This window comes from Micromonospora sp. RHAY321, assembly GCF_023896955.1.
Taxonomy (GTDB): Bacteria; Actinomycetota; Actinomycetes; order Mycobacteriales; family Micromonosporaceae; genus Micromonospora.
The window spans coordinates 1-18,549 of record NZ_JAMHIW010000021.1 but is presented as its reverse complement, the minus strand read 5'-3'; the positions used below and the strand labels follow the sequence as shown (position 1 = coordinate 18,549).

Below are 18,549 nucleotides of genomic sequence, written 5' to 3'. Positions count from 1 at the left end.
AGCTATCGTTCCTGCCCTTTTGCGTACGAGCAGCCGGCTCTTCCCGGGCACCGGCCCCGGGCACGGTCGGCGGAAGGATTCCCACCGTGACGACCCCGGAGACCGATCGGGTCAGCGATCAGCGGATCGACCGTGTCGTGCCGCTGACCACGCCCGCGCTACTGCACCACGAGCTGCCCCTGGACGCCTCGCTCGCCTCGGACGTGTTGACCGGCCGGCGGGCGGTGGGTCGCGTGCTGGACCGCGAGGACGACCGCCTGCTGGTGGTGGTCGGCCCCTGCTCGGTGCACGACCCGGTTGCCGCCCTCGACTACGCCCAGCGGCTGCGCGTGGCCGCCGACCGGCTCGCCGACGACCTGCTGATCGTCATGCGGGTCTACTTCGAGAAACCGCGATCAACGGTGGGCTGGAAGGGCCTGATCAACGACCCGGGGCTGGACGGCAGCGGGGACGTCAACACCGGCCTGCGGCGCGCGCGGGCACTGCTGCGCGACGTACTGCGCCTCGGCCTGCCGGTGGGTTGCGAGTTCCTCGACCCGATCACTCCGCAGTACATCGCGGACACGGTGGCCTGGGGCGCGATCGGAGCCCGGACCGTGGAGAGCCAGGTGCACCGGCAGTTGGCCTCCGGCCTGTCCATGCCGATCGGCATGAAGAACCGCCCGGACGGCAGCATCAGCACCGCCGTGGACGCGATTCGCGCCGCCGGGGTGCCCCACGTCTTCCCCGGCATCGACTTCTCCGGCACGCCGGCGATCATGCACACGCGGGGTAACACCGACGGGCACCTGGTGCTGCGCGGCGGCGGTGGCCGGCCCAACTACGACGCCGAGTCGGTGGCCGGTGCGCTCGACCTGCTCCGCGCCGCTGGCCTGCCGGAGCGTCTGGTGATCGACGCCAGCCACGCCAACAGCGGCAAGGACCACCGCAACCAGCCGCTGGTCGCCGCCGACGTGGCCGCCCAACTGGCCGCCGGCCAGCGCGGGATCACCGGCGTGATGTTGGAGTCGTTCCTGCTGCCGGGCCGGCAGGACCTCGACCCGACCCGGGAGCTGGAGTACGGCCGCTCGGTCACCGACGCCTGCCTCGGCTGGGACGACACCGCCGAGGTGCTCGACCACTTGGCCACCGCCGTGCGGGCCCGTCGGGCCACCCTGCCGACCCCGGCCTGACCGGCCACCGGTTGTGACGACGGACACGGATGTCGGCGGAACAGCGGCGGGGGTCGGTCCGTTGACAGAGGTGTCGGTGTGTCCAGTGTCCCCGGGCCTCACCTAAATAGCCTTCGCGGAATACCGTCCGGCTGGAGCCGCGTAGCGCCACTCGCCGAGAGGCGACCTGCACACCGACACCAGCGCCGCCCCCGGCCCACAAGGCCGGGGGCGGCGCTGTCTGTACGGGGAGCCGGGGGTGCGACAGGACCCCCTCTGACCGCATGACCTGCCAATACGATTGATTTGTGAGCGAGATGTCGAACGACCTTGGCGCTTTTCTGAGCGCTCGCCGGGCGCTGGTGACACCGCAGCAGGCCGGCATCCCCGATGTGGGCGTGCGGCGCGTGCCGGGCCTGCGGCGCGAGGAGGTCGCCATGCTCGCCGGCGTCAGCGCGGACTATTACCTGCGCCTGGAGCGGGGCCGCGATCGCAACCCGTCCGTGCAGGTGCTGGAGTCCATCGCACGCGTCCTACAGCTCGACGACGAGCACCTGGCCTACCTGCTGACGCTGGTGCGGGACGCTTCCCCAAAGCGCAGACGGCGACCGCGCAATGAGACGGTTCCGCCCGGTGCGCTCAAGCTCCTGGACTCCCTCGTGCAGCCCGCCTTCATCGAGGGACGGTACTTCGACATCCTGGCCTCGAACAGCCTCGCCAGGGCTCTTTCTCCAGGTCTCGCCAAAGGGGGGAACCAGCTCAGGGATCTGTTCCTGAACCCCGCCGAGCAAGCGCTGCATCCGGATTGGGAGGACATCACGGAGTGCTTCGTCGCGAACCTGCGACAGGCCGTGGGCACCGACATCGACAATCCGCGGTTCATCGAACTGACCGGAGAACTCTCGTTGGCGAGCGCCCGATTTCGTCAGCTCTGGGCACGTCATGAAGTACGCGGACAGCGCGGAACGCCGATCCGGCTCAATCACCCGCAGGTCGGGGAACTCATCCTCAACCGTGAACGGCTGAGCATCGGCGGAGCGGAAGGCATGATGCTCGTCGTGTATCACCCCGACGCCGGGTCCGCCAACGCCGAGAAGCTGACTCTCCTGGCCTCCGCGGGCCTGGACGCCGCCCGCGAGCGACAGACGGTCCGACAGGCCGGTAGCTGAGACGAACGCGCCCAGCGACGGCGCCGAGCGCGACAGCACGGCGCAAAGGCGTCGCGTGGTCAGAGGGGCCCTGTCAGACCCCAGGCTCGAGAGGGCTCTGGGTGCCTCCCTCAGCCGTGGATAGCGTCCACAACGGCCTGTTCTGGTCATGCATTCGGGGAGGACGGACATGACTGTCACACTGATCACCGGCGCCAACAAGGGCATCGGCTTCGAGACCGCCAAACAGCTTCTGGAGCTGGGGCACGACGTCTACATCGGCGCGCGTGATGTCGAGCGAGGTGAAAAAGCCGCAGCAGCGCTCGGAGCGCGATTCGTCCAGCTCGACGTGACCGACGACGCATCTGTGCGCAGGGCACTGGCGACGATCGACTCGGCCGCGGGCCGACTCGACGTCCTGGTGCACAACGCGGGCGTTCTGGAGACCGGGCTCGACGGCCCCGCCGCTCTGCACTCCTTCGACACGAACGCGGTGGGAATCGTGCGTGTCACGGAGGCGGCTCTGCCCCTGCTTCGCAGGTCGTCGAATCCCAACGTCGTCACCATCTCGAGCAGCGCCGGATCGTTCTGGGCGGTGAACAATCCCGAGCGGCCGGAGTTCGGATTGTCGCTTGCGCTGTACTCGGCGTCCAAGTCCGCGGCCACCATGCTGACGGTGCAGTACGCCAAGTCCCAGCCGGGCATCAAGTTCAACGCACTCGAGCCGGGCACCACCGCCACCGACATGACCGCCGCCTTCGGAATCGGACGACCGGCAGAGGAGAGCGCCCGACATGTCGTGCGCCTGGCGACCCTCGACCCGGGCGGACCGACGGGAACCTTCCAGGACGAAGCAGGGGAACTGCCCTGGTGAACACGAAGTTTGACCGATTCCGACCCGGGTAGCTGATCAGCGTGACCGACGACGCACCCGTGGCCGGCGAGCCGGACACCCAGGCCCTCGACGACCTGCTCAACGACATCTACCGAGGTCAGGAGCGGGTCACGCAGGCGGAGATCTACCGACGGGCCGTGGCCGCGGACCTCCCGGCGGACCTGCTCGCCCGGATCGACGCGCTACCCGAGGGCGAGTACGCGGTGGACGAGGCCAGCGACCTGCTGGGCGGCTCCGTCGCGTGAGCGACCGCAGAAGGGACACCGACATGACGCACCACGAGGACCACGACGAGAAGGTGCCGGCGCTGGGTCAGCCCCCGAAGGGCAGGGACACCACCCCCGAGCCGGACTTCGCCAACGAGCACGACCGCACCGCCGTGGATCGGGAGATCATCACCGGGGCGGACGAGGACGAACGGGAGCCGGAGTCGCCGCACGGCTGGTCGGGCATGCAGCGCTGAGGCGTACGACAAAGGGGGCCGGTGTCTGCCGGCCCCCTTTTGCGCGTCCACTCGTCAGTCGTCGTCGTGCCCACCCTCGGCGGCCTGCTGGGCCGTCGCGTACGCCATCTGGAGGAAGTCGGACGCGGCGACCGCCGTCAGCGCGGTGGCCACCAGCCGGGTCAGCCGGGGCGCGAGCACCAGGCCCCCGGTCAGCCCGGTCGCCACCCAGACCGCCAGGCAGAACGGGCAGCTCAACAGCTCGCCGATGGCGTGCCGGGTGGAGCTGCCCGAGTCGCGGACCTGCTCCATCACCTCACCGCTGCCGATCGGGCGGTCGTACCGGGTGAACGGCGCCCGCAGCGGGCTGGTCACCGCGTCCTTGGACAGCAGCCGGCTGAGCTTGTGCGTGGCGATGGAGAGCAGCACCACGTCGGCGGTGGCGGGACGCTCGGGCACGGGCCGTCCGGTCACCTTGACCAGGCCGGCCAGCGCCCCGGCAACCCCGGCGTAGGTGCCCATCGCCGCCAGGTAGCCGCCGAGCGGGCGGTGCTCGTGCGGCGCGTACGCCCTGCGCAGCCGCGCCGCCTTCTGTCGTAGGCCAGTGTCGGTCACCCGGTCTCCTCATGTGTCGTGGTGCGAAAGCGGCCGTCCGGCGGTGTCAGCCGGCCTGGAGGTTGTCGGCGACCTCGCGGGCCAGGTTGCTCAGCGCCTCGTCGGCCAGCTGGTCCGGATCTTCGTCGGACCCGCCAGCCAGGTCGAGCTGGATGCGGGCGCCGCCGGAGTCCGCCGGCTCCACCCGGATCTCGGCGGACCAGTCGGCGTCGTGGCCGTCGCCCCAGCGGGCCCGCAGTTCCTCACCGCTGATCTCGGCGGCGGGGCTGCCGTCGCCGCGCAGCGGCTCCGGCAGCCACGCCGACGCGCGGGCGGGATCGGTGGCCGTGTTGAAGACCACCTCGGGCGGCGCGGACATGCCGCGCACCGCGCGCGCCGGCATCACGCGTCCCGCAGGCGGCTCGGGTCGACCTCCCGGCCCGGGTGGCGGGCCAGGTACTCGGTTTCGAGTTCCGCCGTGCGCCGCAGATGGTTGGCGAGCGCGGAGTCCGCCGCGTGCCGGAGCGTGTCCAACCGGGTGCGGTGCAGGCTGTGCATCTCGCGGATCAGATCCTCGTCGGTCAGCTCCGTCGGGTCGACGCCGAGCAGGTCGCCGTCGTCGAGGTCCGGGCCGACGCCCGCCGGGTCGGCGAGGTGGTCACCGCCCCACTCGGGCACCCGCTGCTCCGGGCTCATGTCAGTGCTGCCGTTGGACGGAAAGCCGTCCTCGCGTACCGATCCGGTCATCATCGCCCCCCTGGTCTCGTTTGGGCTGGCGTCTAGACGGATGCCCACACCGGGTGACGCCAAACCATCCCGGCCACGCGACAACTACGACACGGTGTCGGAGAGCGGCGCCCTTCCCGGTACCCTCGATGCCATGAGGTGGCTCTGGACCCCGGCGTGGATCGCGCGTCACGTGGCCATGGTCGTGCTGGTCGTGAGCTTCCTCGGGCTGGGCTGGTGGCAGATCAGCCGGGCCACCGCCGGCAACAGCCTGAGCTGGGGGTACGCGGTCGAGTGGCCGGTCTTCGCCGGCTTCGTGGTCTACGTCTGGTGGCGGGAGGTGCGGCTGGCCCGCCGGAACGCCGAGGCGGCCGCCGAGCCGCCGACCGACCTGACGGACGCGTCGGCCGACGCGCCGACGCAGGCCGTGACCGCCGGAGCCCGACCGGCGGTGCGCCGACCGGTGCGGGTTGCCCGGGTCCCGGCCGCCGGCGAGGCCGTCGAGGACACGGACCTGGCCGCCTACAACCACTACCTGTCATGGTTGAACGCCAATCCGGGCGCTCGGCCCGGTGACTATCCCGGCTGAGCCGGGGCTCGGAAGGACGGACGAAGGTGGGCGCAGCCCTTACCCGGTACCGCGTGATCGCCTGGATCGTGGGCGTGGTGCTGATCCTGCTGGTCGTGATCGGCATGCCGCTGAAGTACGCGTTCGACAACCCGGTCGTCGTGGAGACGGTGGGGCCGGCGCACGGCTTCCTCTACATGATCTATCTGGTGGCCGCGTTCGACCTGAGCCGCCGGGCCGACTGGCCGCTGAAGCGGATGCTCCTGGTGATGCTGGCCGGCACCGTGCCGTTCGTCTCGTTCTACGCCGAGCGCCGGGTCACCGGGTGGCTGGCCCGCCCGGCGGAGCGTACGCCGGAGCCGGTCGCCGGCTGAGCGACCGACCGACGTCCCGCAGGGCCGACCCGGCTCCGGGTCAGCGGCTGGGCCGCCACGGGTCGGCTGAGGCGAGCGGGTCCACCCAGCCGCCGTACCGGTTCACTTCCCGAGCCCGCAGCAGTGCCCGGGTGACCTGGCCGAACTGCCGCTCGTCGTCGGCGCTGAACAGCAGCATCTCGGCCCCCCGGTGCCATCCCCACAGCTCGTAGGGTGGTGGCCGCCAGCGGTCACCGACCAGGGCCAGCGCCGCCGGCAGCAGGAACACCGCCCCGAGGATGAGGTACGCCCCGGCCGTCAGCCGTTGCAGGCCGCCGGTGAAGCCGAGCAGGAGCCCGACGCCGCCGATCATGCTGCCCGTGATGGCGACGGCCCGGACGGCGATGCGGTCGTGGGGGCCGCGGGTGGTGCGTAGATGGGTCAGGTCGGCGACCAGGTAACTGGTCCGGCCGACGGTGAACCGGTCGACGGTCACGATGATGCCGGGACGCGCGTACAGCAGGGTCGATCGGGCGCCGGGCACCGTTCGCTGCGGTCGCGTCGTTGCGCCTTCACGATTCACGGTTCCTCCCGTGGGGCGGTTGGCCGGGCGGAATCGCTGGTCAGAGGCATCGCTGCCGATCGACGGGATTCCCGGCTCCGGCCTTCATTGTGTTGGGGCGCCGCCAGTTCGCCGGGTCATTTACAAGCTCCCGACAGTTCACTCCTGCGGGAGACGTCGCCAAGAAACAGCATCCATTTCAGGTTTTATCGGTTATGGCGCACTGGTATCCGGCGGCATACGCCGACAACGACGAAGCTCGCATAACACGCAAACCGGGGGAAGGGCGTCAAGCCGAGAGGTCTCAGTGGGTGTCGGCAGCCACCGTGGAGACGCCAGCCGCAGGGACCACTTCCCGTCACTTCGCCAACATTCGACCCTGCTTCAACTGCGGGCGACAACCGTCCCGGGTTAGGTTGGGCAGGCCGGTCCGGCCCAGCGCCGTCCGCCCGGATGGCCCCGGCCGGTGTCGCCGAGGGCGTCAGCAGCCCGACGGCGGCCGTGGGAGAGGGGCCTTCCGCTCTTGTCATCCCTGAGAAACCTGCTGCGCACCATGGCTCTGGCCGGCATGTCGGCCGCGCTCATCGCCCCGACGGCGGTGGCCTACGCGGAGCCGTCACCCGCCGACCTGACCCGCCGGATCGAGACGTCCTCGGCCGAGCTGGAGCGGGTCGTCGAGTCGTACAACAAGCTCACCGAGGAGATCAAGACCAACAAGACCTCCGCAGCCCGATTACAGGCCCGCATCGGCCCGCTCGAACAGCAGGTCGAGCAGAGCCGGGCCGACGTCGCCGAGCTGGCGACGACCGCGTACAAGAGTGGTGGCCTACGGACCGCGGACGCGCTGCTGCGCCCCGGCGGCTCGGCCGCGCTGCTGGACCGGCTCGGCACGCTCGACCAACTCACCCGCCAGCGGCAGGAACGCATCTCCGGCTTCACCGCCAACCAGCAACGGCTGCTCGACGAGAAGAGCCGCCTGGACGCCACGCTGACCCGGCAGGCCGCGCAGGCCCGCCAGCTCACGGCGGCCAAGAAGCAGATCGAGAAGGACCTGTCCAAGCTGTACGAGCTGCGCCGGCAGGCGTACGGGGCGGCCACCGAGCGACCCGAGCCCAGGGCGGCTGCGGCCGAGGCCGCGAACGTACCCGCCGTCGCCGGTGACGCCGGCGCCGCGGTGCGCTACGCCTTCGGTGCCCTGGGCAAGCCGTACGTCTGGGCGGCCGACGGACCGAACGGCTACGACTGCTCCGGGCTGACGTCGGCGGCCTGGCGGGCGGCCGGGAAGTCGCTGCCACACAACACCCGGATGCAGTGGGGCGTGGTCGCCCACATCAGCCGCGGCGACCTACGCCCCGGAGACCTCATCTTCTACAACGGACTCGGGCACGTCGCCCTCTACATCGGCGGCGGGCAGGTGATCGACGCCCCCAGCGCCGGCCGCAACGTGCTCAAGCGGGGCATGAACATGATGCCCATCCAGGGCTACGGCCGGGTCCGCTAGCCACCACCTGACACGGCGAGAGGCCGGCGTCCCCCTATCGGACGCCGGCCTCTCGCCGTCATTACTACCAGGTCAGGCTGCCTGCAGCCCCTCCGCGCGGGCCAGCTCACGGAGCCGGCCGAGGGCCTGGATCTCCAGCTGCCGGATCCGCTCCCGGGACAGTGAGAACCGTGACGCGACCTCGGTGAGCGAGTGCTCGCGACCGTCCTCCAGCCCGTAGCGGGCCCGCATGATGCCCGCCGACCGGTCGTCGAGGTGGTTCAGCAGCCCCTCGATGCGCTGCCGCTCCAACCCGGAGAGGACGATGTCCTCCGGCGACGGGGCGTCACTGTCGGCGACCAGGTCGCCGAGGCTGGTGTCGCCGTCGTCACCGACCGGAGTGTCCAGCGAGACGGTGTCCTGCGACCAGCGGCGCAGCTCGTTCACCCGCTCGACGGTGACGCCGAGGGCTGCCGCGATCTGCTCCGGCTCCGGGTCGCTGCCCAGCTCACGCGTGAGCTGGCGGGCCACGTTGCGCATCCGGTTGACATCCTCCACCAGGTGCACCGGCAGCCGCACGGTGCGCTCCTGCTGGGCGATCGCCCGGCTGATCGCCTGGCGGATCCACCAGGTGGCGTAGGTGGAGAACTTGTAGCCACGCTCGTAGTCGAACTTCTCGACCGCCCGGACGAGGCCGGTGTTGCCCTCCTGGATCAGGTCCAGCATGGGCATGCCCGAGCGCACGTAACGGCGGGCGATCGACACGACCAGTCGCAGGTTGGCGCGGATGAAGAGGTCCTTCGCGCGCTCGCCCTCGACGACCAGCCGCTCCAGGTCATCCCGGTCGACACCTGCTGGAACGCTGTCCTCACCGAGCAGGTGCTCAGCGTAGAGGCCGGCCTCGATCGCCTTGGAGAGATCGACCTCCCGAGCGGCGTCCAGCAGTGGCGTCCGGGAGATCTCGTGCAGGTAGACACCGACGAGGTCGCGCTCCTCGGCGACCTGATCGGTCCGCATGCCGATGTTCTTGTCCACGTTGCCCACGGTCCCCTCGCTCGCGCCGGTTGCCCGGTTCCTTGCCGTCCCCACGTCCGTCAGCCCTTCCCCGGTAACTTCCGCTGTGCCCACCAGTGCTGACACCTACACAACAGATGAGACGTGTCGGGGATTCCATGTACTGAGTCGAAAGTGTCACGAATGCCTGAGTAGTAGCTGAGAGCACGGTCCACGTTTGCTGTCAGCACCCCGTCGGGTGGCTCGCCGCTGGGCACCTCGTACGGGTTGGCGGGTCGACGGATCGCCGAACGCCCGCAACTATGGCAACACCGCCCGCCGCGGGGGCACAGCGACCCGGGTCACCACCACGCTGCGATCCTGGTCACTGCCAGATACGCACCGGGGGACCGGTCGGTTCATCCACGGGGGTGGTATTACCCCCCGCCCAGATGAACAATCCGGAGCCCCGTTCGCTTCCCATCCTCCGGTAGGGGCGTGGGCGCTAGGAGGAGAGCAGGGCCAGGGCGCCGCGTACCTGGTCGGCGGAGCGGGCCAGCGCGGCCCGGGCGGCGGCGACCTCGGCGCCGGAGACCAGCGAGACCAGCGCGGTCTTCAGGTCGCCGTCGGCCTCGGTGAGGGCCCGCTGGGAGATCTCCTCGGAGCAGCCGGTGGCCTCGACCAGTATCGAGATCATTCGCCCGCGGAGTTTCGCGTTGGTGGCCACCATGTCGATCATGAGGTTCGAGTAGACCCGGCCCAGGCGCACCATGACGGCGGTGGAGAACGTGTTGAGCACCAACTTCTGCGCGGTGCCCGCCTTCATCCGGGTCGACCCGGTGACCACCTCGGGTCCGGTGTCCACCCCGATGAACACGTCGACCGACCTGGCCGCCTCGGCCTCCGGATTGGCGCAGAGCAGCACCGTCGAGGCGCCCTTGGCGCGGGACGCGGCGAGCGCCCCGAGGACGTACGGGGTGCGCCCGCTGGCGGCCAGACCGACCACGAGGTCCCCGGCGCGCACACATCCGGCCGCCTCGACCGCGCCACCCGGCTCGTCGTCCTCGGCGTCCTCCACGGCACGCCACATAGCGTCCGGGCCTCCGGCGAGGTGGGAGCAGAACCAGTGCCGGGGCGAGTTGAAGGTGGGGGCCAGCTCGGCGGCGTCCAGCACACCCAGCCGCCCGGAGGTGCCGGCCCCGAAGTAGTGCACCCGGTGGCCGCCGCGCAGTGCCGCGACCGCCAGGTCGACCGTGGCGGCGATCTCGTCGAGCACCGCGGCGACCGCGGCCGGTACGCGCCGGTCGGCCTCGTTGATCACGGTGAGCACGTCCCGGGTCGACATCAGGTCGAGGTCGACGCTGAGCGGGTTGCGCCGTTCGGTGGGGGCGCCCACCCGGACAACCGGGCGGGCGGGAGGTGCTGGCATGTCCTCGTCCGGCTCCACCGCGCCGGCCGTCATCCTCGCCTCCGGTTGGCACCCACCCGGTGCGACTGGACCGCCTCCGCGGTCGCCTCGAGAGCCTTGCGCGCCCGGGACCGGTTGCGCGCGGCCACGCCGACGAAGAGGCAGTCGACCACGGTCAGCTGGGCCAATCGGCTGGCCGTCGCGCCGGACCGGTAGGTGGTCTCCCGGGCGGCGGTGGTCAGCACGAAGTCGGCCACGTCGGTGATCGGTGAGCGCGGGAAGTTGGTGAGCGCCACGGTGGCGGCGCCCCTCGTCCGGGCCTGCTCCAGCACCTCGATCACGTCGGAGGTGGTGCCGGTGTGCGAGATGCCGATCGCCACGTCGCCGCGGCCGAGCAGGGCGGCGGATGTCAGCGCGGTGTGCACGTCGGGGAAGTAGAAGGCGATCCGGCCGATGCGGTGCAGCTTCTGCTGGAAGTCGGAGGCGACGAACCCGCTGGCGCCGGCGCCGTAGATGTCGATCCGGCCGGCGTTGGCGATGGCCTCGACCACCTGCTCACAGACGGCCGGGTCGAGCTGTTCGGCAGTCTCCTCCACCGCGCGTGCGTCGTTGAACGCGATGGTGGCGATGATCTGGGCGAGGTCGGCGCCGGGCGGGATGTCACCGCCGACCACCCGGGCGTCCGGTGGCTCGATCCGGCGGGCGGCCTCGGCGGCCAGCCGGATGCGCAGTTGCGGGTAGCCGTCCATGCCGACCGACCGGCAGAACCGGATGACGGTCGCCTCAGATGTCTCGGCTGCGGTGGCGAGGTCGGTAATGGTCCGCCGGGCGGCGGCGGCCGGGTCGGACACGACCAGGCGCGCCACCCGCTGCTCAGCCGGCGACAGCGAGGGGAGCAGGCCACTGATGTGGACGATCAGCCCACCGGGCTCGTGACTCGCGGAAATCTTCGGACTCTTCGCCACGGATGAAACTTACTTTCATGAGGCGTGAGCGTCAACCATGACTGGCCGGGGTGGGAAAAAGTACCGCCTACCGGGATCACCCGTCCCGCACAGCCTGCCACTCCCCCAGAACCGCCGCCTCATCCGCCGGGGCGAGTCCGCCCTGCCGGACGGCGTCGGGTTCTGCTGCCATCCACGCCGCGGTCGCCCGAACGGTGTCGGCCAACGGACGGATCGTCAGCCCGGCGTCGCGCGCCGGTCGGACATCCCGGTCCATCAGGCCGCCCCACTCCGGCAGCCGCGCCCAGAGCGGCAGGGCCCGCTCCCCCGACCACTCGCGTACGTCCCGGGCCACCAGAAAATCCTGGTCGACCCACGTGAGGACGGGATCGGTGACGCCCAGCCCGGCGGCCACCCCGGCCAGCAGGTCGGCCCGGGACATCGCCGGGCCGGTGCCGTCGTACGTGCCGCTGAGGCCGGTTTCGGCGGCGTGCAGCAACCAGGCCGCCAGGTCGGCGACGTCCACGAACTGCACCCGGTCGGTCGGGCGTCCGGGCGCGAGGATCTCCCCACCGGCCGACAGCCGCCGCACCCAGTACGGAAAACGGTCGCTCGGGTCCTCCGCCCCCACGATCAGCCCCGCCCGGCAGATGAACGAGTGATCCTCGCCCATCCGCTCCCGCACCGCCTGCTCGATGCTCACCTTGCACTCGCCGTACCAGCGATGGTCCGCGCCGACCGGACCGTCCACGTCCGGCGGGGCGGGTGCCAGCACCGGCGCGTCCGCCGCGGTCTGGCCGGGGGTGGTGTTGTCGGCGTACACCGAGATCGTCGACACGAACGACCAGTGGCGGACCTGGCCGGCCAGTGCGGCCAACGCGTGGCGGGCGTGACTGATCCGGCTGGTGACGTCCACCACCGCGTCGAAGCTCTCGCCGGCCAGCGGCGCCAGGCCGGCCGGGTCGTCCCGGTCGACCGGCACGAACCGGGCTTCCGCCGGTGCGGTGCCGGAGACGCCACGGGCGGCGCAGGTCACGTCGTGGCCCTGCGCGACGGCGAGCCGCGCCAGTGTGCGGCCGAGGAACCGGGTGCCACCGAGAATGAGGATCCGCATGCGCCGATGCTGCGCTGTCGGCGGGCGGTTCACCAACCCGCTCTGCTGTCGGCAGAGCACCCGGTGCCATGCGCCCGTCCTCCGGCGGGCCGGCGGCTGACGGTGGCCGAAGCGGCCGCTAGCGTGAGGCGCATGGCGGATCGCAGTGTGCTGGTGACCGGAGGTACGGGCGGGCTCGGCGGGGCGGTCGTCGCCACCTTCCTGGCGGCCGGATGGCGGGTGGTCGTACCGGAGCGGGAAGCCCGACCCGGATCGGAGCCGACTGCGGACGGGCCGGTCCGGCTGGTCGCGGACCTGGGCGATCCGGCCGGCGCGGCACGCGCGGTCGAGGCCGCGGCCGGCGAGCCGACGGCGCCGCTGCGGGCGGTGGTCAACCTGGTGGGCGGGTACGCCAGCGGCGGGCTGGTGCACGAGACGCCGGTCGAGGAGTTCGAGCGGATGCTCACCACCAACCTGCGGCCGACCTACCTGGTCACCCAGGCCGCGCTGCCGCATCTGGTGGCGGCCGGAGGCGGCGCGGTGGTCTGCGTCTCGGCCCGCGCGGCGGTCGCCCCGTTCCCCGGCGCGGCCGGTTACGTCACCGCCAAGGCGGCGGTGCTCGCCTTCGCCAACGCGGTCGCCGTGGAGTACCGGTCCCGCAGTGTGCGCTGCAACACCGTGCTGCCGAGCATCATCGACACCCCGGCGAACCGGGCGGCGCAACCCGACGCCGACCACTCCCGCTGGGTGACCCCGGCCGAGATCGCGCCGGTGATCCACTTCCTCGCGTCGGCGGAGTCCGCGCCGACCAGCGGCGCCACCGTCCCGGTCTACGGGCGGGCCTGAGCCACCAGCGGCCCGGCGGAGTCTTGGCCGGTCCGCTCCCCCACCGCCGGCACGGCCCGCCCGGGCAGGGACTGCTCGGGCGCGGACGCTTCGGGCGCGGACGGCTCGGATGGCCCCTCGGGCGAGGACGCCGGGGCGGCCGACCGAGGAGCCGGGTCGGGCCGGGTGGCCTGCGGCAGCCAGGTCGCCAGGTGCGCCTGGATCTGCTCGGTCACCTCCTCGGCCGGGCGGCCCGCGTCCACCAGCACGAAGGTCGGGTACTCGGGCAGGGCGCGGTAGGCGGTGTCGGCCGCGGTCAGCCAGCCCATCGTCTCGTGGTCGGTGCCCCGCTCCTCGATCCGCCGGTACGCCTCGGCCGGGTCGACGGCGAGCAGGAAGGTCACCTGCGGCGTCGGGAAGCAGCGGTAGCCGACCCGGGCCAGTCGCTCCCAACGGTGCCCGCCATGGGCGCGGATGCTGGCGTACTGGCAGGCCGAGTAGCGGTCCATCACCGCCGTCCGGCCGGTGAGCAGACAGCTGAGCAGGGCGGCGGCGATGGCGAGCCAGCGCAGCACGGATTCCACCGCCAGCATGCCGTCGCGCCCGACGAGTCGCTGCGCGTCGGGGCGGCCGAACCGGTGGGCGAGCCGGCCGAGCCAGCGACGCCCGCTCGCGTTGCGACGGTACCGGGCCGGGCGGCCGGCGGCGGTCAGCGCGTCGGCCAAACGGTGCGCCTGGGTGGTCTTGCCGGAACCGTCGATGCCGATCAGGGCGACGGTGCGCAGCCCGGCCCTGCCGCGTCGCATCCCCGATGATCTGGCCACCCTCGACAGGTTATCCGACGCGCGCTTCGGCTCCGCGTGGTTTGTGGTGCTTGATCCCGGTTGGCACCCGAGCGAGACCCGACCAGGTGTGGGCGACCGGAATGCCGGGTACGGGAGTTCGAATCCAACCAACGCCTGTCCACCGACACGACGACGGGAGACCCAGATGGCTGAGCGCGGGGACGAGAGTCTGGTGCACACCCTCAAGAAGGTCGCCGCCGTGCTCAAGCAGTCCGAGATTCCGTTCGCGCTCGGCGGCAGCTTCGCCGTCTACGCCCACGGCGGCCACTCCAGCGACCACGACGTCGACTTCCTGATCCGGGAGGCCGACGTCGAGCGGGCGCTGGAGGCCCTGGTGGCCGCGGGCTTCGTCGCCGAGCGTCCGCCGGAGGACTGGCTGGTGAAGGTCTTCGACGACGGGCGGATGGTCGACCTGATCCACCGGCCGATCGAGACGCCGGTGACCGAGGAGACGTTCGCCGACACGGTCGTCCGGCCGGTGGACGCGATCCACATGCCGGTCCTGTCCGCCACCCAGCTGATGGTGCACAAGCTGCTCAGCTTCTCCCAGCACTACTGCGACTTCGCCCGCGGCCTGCCGCTGGCCCGGTCGCTGCGGGAGCAGATCGACTGGGAACGGGTACGCAAGGAGACGCAGCACTCGCCGTACGCCGAGGCGTTCCTGGTGCTGCTGGACCGGCTGGAGGTGGTGCCGGAAACCGGCACCCAGGCAGGAGAGGGGACACCGTGACCCACCATCGCGACAGTGGCGCCGGGCCACCGGACGAGTACGTCGAGGCGGAGATCCACCGGCTGCTCGCCGAGGATCCCGCCGTCGCCGAACAGGGAATCACCGTGGTCCGGCGGGAACGCGCCCTCGTGCTCTACGGCGAGGTGGAGAGCCCGCACCGGCGCGAGGAGATCCTGCGCCGGGTGTCGGAGCGCTTCCCGGACGTGCCGATCACCAGCGACATCGGGGTGATCCGCGCCCAGGCGCCCACGGAGATCGAGCAACTGCCCTGAGGGAGGTTTCATGGTGATCCGGATCGCCGCCGTGGGCGACGTACATCTGGACGAGGACGTGGTCGGCCGGTTCCGCCCCGCGTTGGAGGAACTGCCGGACTGCGCCGACGTGCTGCTGCTGGCCGGGGACCTCACCCGGCACGGCACCGAGGCCGAGGCGCGCTGCGTGGCGCAGGAGTTCGGCGGGTTGGCCGTGCCGGTGGTGACCGTGCTGGGCAACCACGACCACCAGTGCGACCAGGTGCCGCAGGTGGTCAAGGTGCTCGAGGACGCGGGCATCACGGTGCTGGAGGGCGACGGCGTGGTGTTGGACTGCGCCGGCGGCCGGCTCGGCATCGCCGGCGTCAAGGGCTTCGGCGGCGGGTTCGCCGGGCGGTGCGCCAGCGACTTCGGCGAGCCGGAGATGAAGGCGTTCGTCCGGACCACCAACGACAGCGCGGAGCGGCTCGGCACGGCGCTGCGCTCGCTCGACTGCGACATGCTGGTCGCGCTCACCCACTACTCACCGGTGCCGGACACGCTGGCCGGCGAGCCCCTGGAGATCTACCCGTTCCTCGGCTCGTACCAGCTGGGGCAGGCCATCGACTCCGCCCCCACCGCGCTGGCCCTGCACGGCCACGCGCACGCCGGCACCGAGCGTGGCACCACCCCCGGCGGCGTACGGGTCCGCAACGTCGCGCACCCGGTGATCAAGCAGGCGTACAGCGTGTTCCACGTCGGCGATCAACTGGACACCGACCAGGTTTCCCCGATCGGCAGCTCGGGTAGTCAGAGGTCATGGAGCTGATTCTCTGGATTCTCGCAGTCGTACTCGTGGTCGCCGGCATTCTCGCGCTGTTCCGCCGGCAGATCCTGTGGGGCATCGTCCTCATCGTCGTCGGGCTGTTGGTCGGCCCGGGTGGTGTCAGCATCTTCAATTGACGTTCGCATCTCGTAACACCGGGACCCGCCGGGGTCGCCGCGACCGAAGCTCCGTCCTCCCGACAGGGGCATCGGCCGCAGCGACCCCGGCGCCTTGCTGTCCGGGAGTTGATCATCCGGCGGAGACGCCGCGCCCCACCGGGCGAGCCCTGCCCGGGCCTGGCGGCGCCACCCTCGTCGATCTGGCGGTTGAACGCCTGACCGACCGGCCCCCGGCGGCGCCGCCCGCCGGGAACCGTGGTCGCTGTCCCGTCAGCAGCGGGGCACGTTCGGGATGTAGCCGTCGTGACCCGTGTACACGTACGCGTCGGCGATGTAGCGGCCGCTGCCGATCCGGTCCCAGATCGAGCTGGTGCCGTAGGTGCCGGTGACCGTGGTGCCGCTGGTCTGGCAGGAGATGGTCACCCGGGTGCCGTCGGCGACGGTGCCCACCGCGGCGTACCCCGTGCCGGGGCCGGAGCGGACGGTCAACGCCGTGCCGCTGGTGTCGACCGTGCCGTTGCCGGAGCCCGAGCCGCAACCGTTGTCGCTGGTGTAGGACCTGGTGCCCCAGTACAGGGCGAGGGTGCCGTTGAACCGGACCTGGATGTCGGCGCCGTTGAGGCGCTGCTCGTAGTGCAGGTGCGGGCCGGTGGAGCCGCCGGTGCTGCCGACCCAGCCGAGCACCTTGCCGTAGGCGACCGTCTGCCCGACCGAGACGTTGAAACCGTTGAGGTGGGCGTAGTAGGTGCTGTAGCCGCCACCGTGGTTGATCCGGACGTACTTGCCGTAGCTGGTGCCGCCGAGGTCGGTCACCCGGTCGACGGTGCCGGGCGCGCTGGCCACCACCGGATCGCCGAGGTCGTCGGTGCGGTTGAAGTCGACGGCGTACGCCGGGCTGTGATCCGACCGGGTCTGCCCCGACCAGGACTGACCGCACGGGAATGGCACCTTGAAGGTCGGCGCGGCCAGCGCCGGGCTCGCCGGTGCCAGGACTCCCCCGACGAGCAGACCCGTCACCAGCAGGCTGATCCACCGCTTACGCATGCAGCTCCTCCTATGTCGAAAACCTTCGATGTGGTGCGCTCAGCCTGACAGATATCGTCATTCTTCGAAAGAGTCGAAGATCTGGCCCGGGAGCGCGCCCACGAGGCAGCCCGGAGGTTTCTGGATTGTTACTCGCTCGTGTCTGACAGGGGGTGGACCGGATCCGATGCAAGCGCTTACATGTGTGCACGCCCAATCGGACCGGCGACGGGTCATCGAGCACGACCGCGCCGGCTAGGAAGGAGGACGGCATGGCGGTCTTTGCCAGACCACGCCAGGCCTTCGTGATCGCCGGTGTACTCGGGCTGGCGCTCAGCGCCACCGCTTGCGGTACCGGCGACGACAAGAAGAGCGACAACGCGGGCTCCGCGGAGTGTGCCGCATACGACAAGTACGAGGGCCACGACGGCAAAAAGGTCTCCATCTACGCGTCCATCCGTGACGCGGAGGCCGACCTGCTGGAGCGGTCGTGGTCGCAGTTCACCGAGTGCACCGGCATCGAGATCGACTACGAGGGCAGCGGCGAGTTCGAGGCGCAGCTCCCCGTCCGGGTCGACGGCGGCAACGCCCCCGACATCGCCTTCGTGCCCCAGCCGGGCCTGGTGAAGCGGTTCGCCGACGCCGGCAAGCTGAAGTCCCTCGGGGCCGACACCAAGGCCCTGGCCGAGCAGAACATGCCGGCCGACTGGCTGAAGTACGGCACCGTGAACGGGACGCTCTACGGCGTGCCGCTCGGCGCGAACGTGAAGTCCTTCGTGTGGTACTCGCCGAAGACGTTCAAGGAGAAGGGCTGGGAGGTTCCGACCAGCTGGGACCAGCTCATCGCCCTGAGCGACAAGATCGCCGCCAGCGGCATGAAGCCGTGGTGCGCGGGCGTCGAGTCCGGTGACGCCACCGGCTGGCCGGCGACCGACTGGATCGAAGACCTCATGCTGCGCACGCAGACGCCCGAGGTCTACGACCAGTGGACGACCCACGCCATCCCGTTCAACGACCCGCGGGTCGCCGAGGCGGTCGACCGCGCCGGCACGATCCTCAAGAACGAGAAGTACATGAACGGCGGGTTCGGCGGCGTCAAGAGCATCACCACCACCTCCTTCCAGGAGGCGGGCGTGCCGGTCACCAACGGCAAGTGCGCCATGCACCGGCAGGCGTCGTTCTACGCCAACCAGTTCCCCGAGGGCACCAAGGTGGCCGAGGACGGCGACGCGTTCGCCTTCTACTTCCCGGCCATCGACCCGGCCAAGGGCAAGCCGGTGCTGGGTGCCGGCGAGTTCGTCGTCGCGTACGCCGACCGTCCCGAGGTTCAGGCGGTGCAGACCTACCTGGCCTCGGCCGAGTACGTGAACAGCCGCGCCAAGCTCGGCAACTGGGTCACGGCGAACAACAAGCTGGACATCGCCAACGTCGCCAGCCCGATCGACAAGCTCTCCGTCCAGATCCTGCAGGACAAGAGCGGCGTCTTCCGCTTCGACGGATCCGACCTGATGCCGGCCGGCGTCGGGGCGGGGACGTTCTGGAAGGGCATGGTCGACTGGCTGAACGGCAAGCCGACCGCCCCGGTGCTCCAGGG

Annotated in this window: 24 protein-coding genes; 14 read left to right on the top strand and 10 right to left on the bottom strand. The window is 71.0% G+C overall.

What is annotated here, in order from left to right:
- The first annotated feature begins 77 nt into the window (after positions 1 to 77).
- The 5 genes from M8C17_RS28565 to M8C17_RS28545 all read left to right on the top strand — a co-directional run bounded on the left by M8C17_RS28565 (position 78) and on the right by M8C17_RS28545 (position 3,657).
- On the top strand, positions 78 to 1,172 hold the full coding sequence (locus M8C17_RS28565) for a 3-deoxy-7-phosphoheptulonate synthase (protein ID WP_252419743.1): 1,095 nt from the start codon (positions 78 to 80) through the stop codon (positions 1,170 to 1,172).
- 296 nt (positions 1,173 to 1,468) lie between these two features.
- Positions 1,469 to 2,320 (top strand): helix-turn-helix domain-containing protein, encoded by an 852-nt coding sequence (locus M8C17_RS28560; RefSeq protein WP_252419742.1) that lies wholly within the window; start codon positions 1,469 to 1,471, stop codon positions 2,318 to 2,320.
- A 169-nt stretch (positions 2,321 to 2,489) separates the two neighbouring features.
- Positions 2,490 to 3,173, top strand: a complete 684-nt coding sequence (locus tag M8C17_RS28555) for an SDR family NAD(P)-dependent oxidoreductase (protein ID WP_252419668.1) — start codon at positions 2,490 to 2,492, stop codon at positions 3,171 to 3,173.
- 32 nt (positions 3,174 to 3,205) lie between these two features.
- Complete coding sequence (locus tag M8C17_RS28550) at positions 3,206 to 3,439, top strand: hypothetical protein (protein WP_252419741.1); 234 nt, start codon at positions 3,206 to 3,208, stop codon at positions 3,437 to 3,439.
- A 23-nt stretch (positions 3,440 to 3,462) separates the two neighbouring features.
- Positions 3,463 to 3,657 carry a hypothetical protein gene (locus tag M8C17_RS28545; protein WP_252419667.1) on the top strand — a complete coding sequence of 65 codons (195 nt, stop codon included), beginning with the start codon at positions 3,463 to 3,465 and terminating at the stop codon, positions 3,655 to 3,657.
- A 54-nt stretch (positions 3,658 to 3,711) separates the two neighbouring features.
- Here the strand turns inward: M8C17_RS28545 and M8C17_RS28540 are convergent, their stop codons facing one another.
- The 3 genes from M8C17_RS28540 to M8C17_RS28530 are packed head-to-tail and all read right to left on the bottom strand — an operon-like array spanning position 3,712 to position 4,980.
- Complete coding sequence (locus M8C17_RS28540) at positions 3,712 to 4,251, bottom strand: DUF1360 domain-containing protein (RefSeq protein WP_252419666.1); 540 nt, start codon at positions 4,249 to 4,251, stop codon at positions 3,712 to 3,714.
- Between the two features lie 46 nt (positions 4,252 to 4,297).
- Positions 4,298 to 4,633, bottom strand: coding sequence for a hypothetical protein (locus tag M8C17_RS28535; protein WP_252419665.1), 336 nt, complete (start codon positions 4,631 to 4,633; stop codon positions 4,298 to 4,300).
- The gene (locus M8C17_RS28530; RefSeq protein ID WP_252419664.1) at positions 4,633 to 4,980 is read right to left on the bottom strand and encodes a DUF6158 family protein; all 348 of its coding nucleotides are present in this window, start codon (positions 4,978 to 4,980) and stop codon (positions 4,633 to 4,635) included. Before M8C17_RS28530 ends, M8C17_RS28535 begins: the two co-directional genes overlap by 1 nt.
- A gap of 130 nt (positions 4,981 to 5,110) precedes the next feature.
- On the opposite strand from M8C17_RS28530, the gene M8C17_RS28525 reads away from it, so the two are divergent.
- Both M8C17_RS28525 and M8C17_RS28520 read left to right on the top strand, forming a co-directional pair.
- Entirely contained in the window at positions 5,111 to 5,545 is a 435-nt protein-coding gene (locus tag M8C17_RS28525; RefSeq protein WP_252419663.1) for a hypothetical protein, read from the top strand.
- Between the two features lie 26 nt (positions 5,546 to 5,571).
- Entirely contained in the window at positions 5,572 to 5,898 is a 327-nt protein-coding gene (locus M8C17_RS28520; RefSeq protein WP_252419662.1) for a DUF3817 domain-containing protein, read from the top strand.
- A gap of 40 nt (positions 5,899 to 5,938) precedes the next feature.
- Here M8C17_RS28520 and M8C17_RS28515 read toward each other — a convergent pair whose 3' ends face one another.
- Positions 5,939 to 6,421: a DUF6232 family protein gene (locus M8C17_RS28515; protein WP_252419661.1), complete on the bottom strand. Its 483-nt coding sequence runs from the start codon at positions 6,419 to 6,421 to the stop codon at positions 5,939 to 5,941.
- Between the two features lie 541 nt (positions 6,422 to 6,962).
- Here M8C17_RS28515 and M8C17_RS28510 point away from each other — a divergent pair.
- A complete protein-coding gene (locus tag M8C17_RS28510; RefSeq protein ID WP_252419660.1) occupies positions 6,963 to 7,940 on the top strand; it encodes an NlpC/P60 family protein in 978 nt (325 codons plus the stop codon).
- A 72-nt stretch (positions 7,941 to 8,012) separates the two neighbouring features.
- Here the strand turns inward: M8C17_RS28510 and M8C17_RS28505 are convergent, their stop codons facing one another.
- The 4 genes from M8C17_RS28505 to M8C17_RS28490 all read right to left on the bottom strand — a co-directional run bounded on the left by M8C17_RS28505 (position 8,013) and on the right by M8C17_RS28490 (position 12,378).
- Positions 8,013 to 8,963, bottom strand: a complete 951-nt coding sequence (locus tag M8C17_RS28505; protein ID WP_252419659.1) for an RNA polymerase sigma factor RpoD/SigA — start codon at positions 8,961 to 8,963, stop codon at positions 8,013 to 8,015.
- Between the two features lie 454 nt (positions 8,964 to 9,417).
- Positions 9,418 to 10,374 (bottom strand): N-acetylmuramic acid 6-phosphate etherase, encoded by a 957-nt coding sequence (murQ, locus tag M8C17_RS28500; protein ID WP_252419658.1) that lies wholly within the window; start codon positions 10,372 to 10,374, stop codon positions 9,418 to 9,420.
- Complete coding sequence (locus tag M8C17_RS28495; protein ID WP_252419657.1) at positions 10,371 to 11,285, bottom strand: MurR/RpiR family transcriptional regulator; 915 nt, start codon at positions 11,283 to 11,285, stop codon at positions 10,371 to 10,373. Before M8C17_RS28495 ends, murQ begins: the two co-directional genes overlap by 4 nt.
- 76 nt (positions 11,286 to 11,361) lie before the next feature.
- Positions 11,362 to 12,378: an NAD-dependent epimerase/dehydratase family protein gene (locus tag M8C17_RS28490; protein ID WP_252419656.1), complete on the bottom strand. Its 1,017-nt coding sequence runs from the start codon at positions 12,376 to 12,378 to the stop codon at positions 11,362 to 11,364.
- A 132-nt stretch (positions 12,379 to 12,510) separates the two neighbouring features.
- On the opposite strand from M8C17_RS28490, the gene M8C17_RS28485 reads away from it, so the two are divergent.
- Entirely contained in the window at positions 12,511 to 13,203 is a 693-nt protein-coding gene (locus tag M8C17_RS28485) for an SDR family NAD(P)-dependent oxidoreductase (protein ID WP_252419655.1), read from the top strand.
- Here the strand turns inward: M8C17_RS28485 and M8C17_RS28480 are convergent.
- On the bottom strand, positions 13,188 to 13,988 hold the full coding sequence (locus tag M8C17_RS28480; protein ID WP_252419740.1) for a thymidylate kinase: 801 nt from the start codon (positions 13,986 to 13,988) through the stop codon (positions 13,188 to 13,190). The two genes, M8C17_RS28485 and M8C17_RS28480, sit on opposite strands and share 16 nt — an antisense overlap.
- Here M8C17_RS28480 and M8C17_RS28475 point away from each other — a divergent pair.
- The 4 genes from M8C17_RS28475 to M8C17_RS28460 are packed head-to-tail and all read left to right on the top strand — an operon-like array spanning position 13,942 to position 15,950.
- On the top strand, positions 13,942 to 14,757 hold the full coding sequence (locus tag M8C17_RS28475; protein WP_374559459.1) for a nucleotidyltransferase family protein: 816 nt from the start codon (positions 13,942 to 13,944) through the stop codon (positions 14,755 to 14,757). The genes M8C17_RS28480 and M8C17_RS28475 overlap by 47 nt on opposite strands.
- Positions 14,754 to 15,029, top strand: a complete 276-nt coding sequence (locus M8C17_RS28470) for a hypothetical protein (protein ID WP_252419653.1) — start codon at positions 14,754 to 14,756, stop codon at positions 15,027 to 15,029. Before M8C17_RS28475 ends, M8C17_RS28470 begins: the two co-directional genes overlap by 4 nt.
- A gap of 10 nt (positions 15,030 to 15,039) precedes the next feature.
- A complete protein-coding gene (locus tag M8C17_RS28465) occupies positions 15,040 to 15,816 on the top strand; it encodes a metallophosphoesterase (RefSeq protein ID WP_252419652.1) in 777 nt (258 codons plus the stop codon).
- Complete coding sequence (locus M8C17_RS28460; protein ID WP_007464364.1) at positions 15,807 to 15,950, top strand: GPGG-motif small membrane protein; 144 nt, start codon at positions 15,807 to 15,809, stop codon at positions 15,948 to 15,950. The genes M8C17_RS28465 and M8C17_RS28460 overlap by 10 nt, the downstream gene beginning before the upstream one ends.
- A gap of 252 nt (positions 15,951 to 16,202) precedes the next feature.
- Here M8C17_RS28460 and M8C17_RS28455 read toward each other — a convergent pair whose 3' ends face one another.
- A complete protein-coding gene (locus M8C17_RS28455; RefSeq protein ID WP_252419651.1) occupies positions 16,203 to 16,976 on the bottom strand; it encodes a peptidoglycan DD-metalloendopeptidase family protein in 774 nt (257 codons plus the stop codon).
- 251 nt (positions 16,977 to 17,227) lie between these two features.
- Between M8C17_RS28455 and M8C17_RS28450 the strand changes: the two genes are divergently transcribed.
- A partial coding sequence (locus M8C17_RS28450) for an ABC transporter substrate-binding protein (RefSeq protein WP_252419650.1) occupies positions 17,228 to 18,549 on the top strand: 1,322 nt, incomplete at its 3' end.

What these genes read in the sequence shown, in the direction of transcription:
- murQ (WP_252419658.1), bottom strand. Translation starts at nt 10,374, where the DNA reads ATGACGGCCGGCGCGGTGGAGCCGGACGAGGACATGCCAGCACCTCCC.
- M8C17_RS28475 (WP_374559459.1), top strand. Translation starts at nt 13,942, where the DNA reads ATGCCGATCAGGGCGACGGTGCGCAGCCCGGCCCTGCCGCGTCGCATC.
- M8C17_RS28530 (WP_252419664.1), bottom strand. Translation starts at nt 4,980, where the DNA reads ATGATGACCGGATCGGTACGCGAGGACGGCTTTCCGTCCAACGGCAGC.
- M8C17_RS28455 (WP_252419651.1), bottom strand. Translation starts at nt 16,976, where the DNA reads ATGCGTAAGCGGTGGATCAGCCTGCTGGTGACGGGTCTGCTCGTCGGG.
- M8C17_RS28555 (WP_252419668.1), top strand. Translation starts at nt 2,490, where the DNA reads ATGACTGTCACACTGATCACCGGCGCCAACAAGGGCATCGGCTTCGAG.
- M8C17_RS28535 (WP_252419665.1), bottom strand. Translation starts at nt 4,633, where the DNA reads ATGCCGGCGCGCGCGGTGCGCGGCATGTCCGCGCCGCCCGAGGTGGTC.
- M8C17_RS28465 (WP_252419652.1), top strand. Translation starts at nt 15,040, where the DNA reads ATGGTGATCCGGATCGCCGCCGTGGGCGACGTACATCTGGACGAGGAC.
- M8C17_RS28525 (WP_252419663.1), top strand. Translation starts at nt 5,111, where the DNA reads ATGAGGTGGCTCTGGACCCCGGCGTGGATCGCGCGTCACGTGGCCATG.
- M8C17_RS28490 (WP_252419656.1), bottom strand. Translation starts at nt 12,378, where the DNA reads ATGCGGATCCTCATTCTCGGTGGCACCCGGTTCCTCGGCCGCACACTG.
- M8C17_RS28480 (WP_252419740.1), bottom strand. Translation starts at nt 13,988, where the DNA reads ATGCGACGCGGCAGGGCCGGGCTGCGCACCGTCGCCCTGATCGGCATC.
- M8C17_RS28560 (WP_252419742.1), top strand. Translation starts at nt 1,469, where the DNA reads ATGTCGAACGACCTTGGCGCTTTTCTGAGCGCTCGCCGGGCGCTGGTG.
- M8C17_RS28460 (WP_007464364.1), top strand. Translation starts at nt 15,807, where the DNA reads ATGGAGCTGATTCTCTGGATTCTCGCAGTCGTACTCGTGGTCGCCGGC.
- M8C17_RS28545 (WP_252419667.1), top strand. Translation starts at nt 3,463, where the DNA reads ATGACGCACCACGAGGACCACGACGAGAAGGTGCCGGCGCTGGGTCAG.
- M8C17_RS28485 (WP_252419655.1), top strand. Translation starts at nt 12,511, where the DNA reads ATGGCGGATCGCAGTGTGCTGGTGACCGGAGGTACGGGCGGGCTCGGC.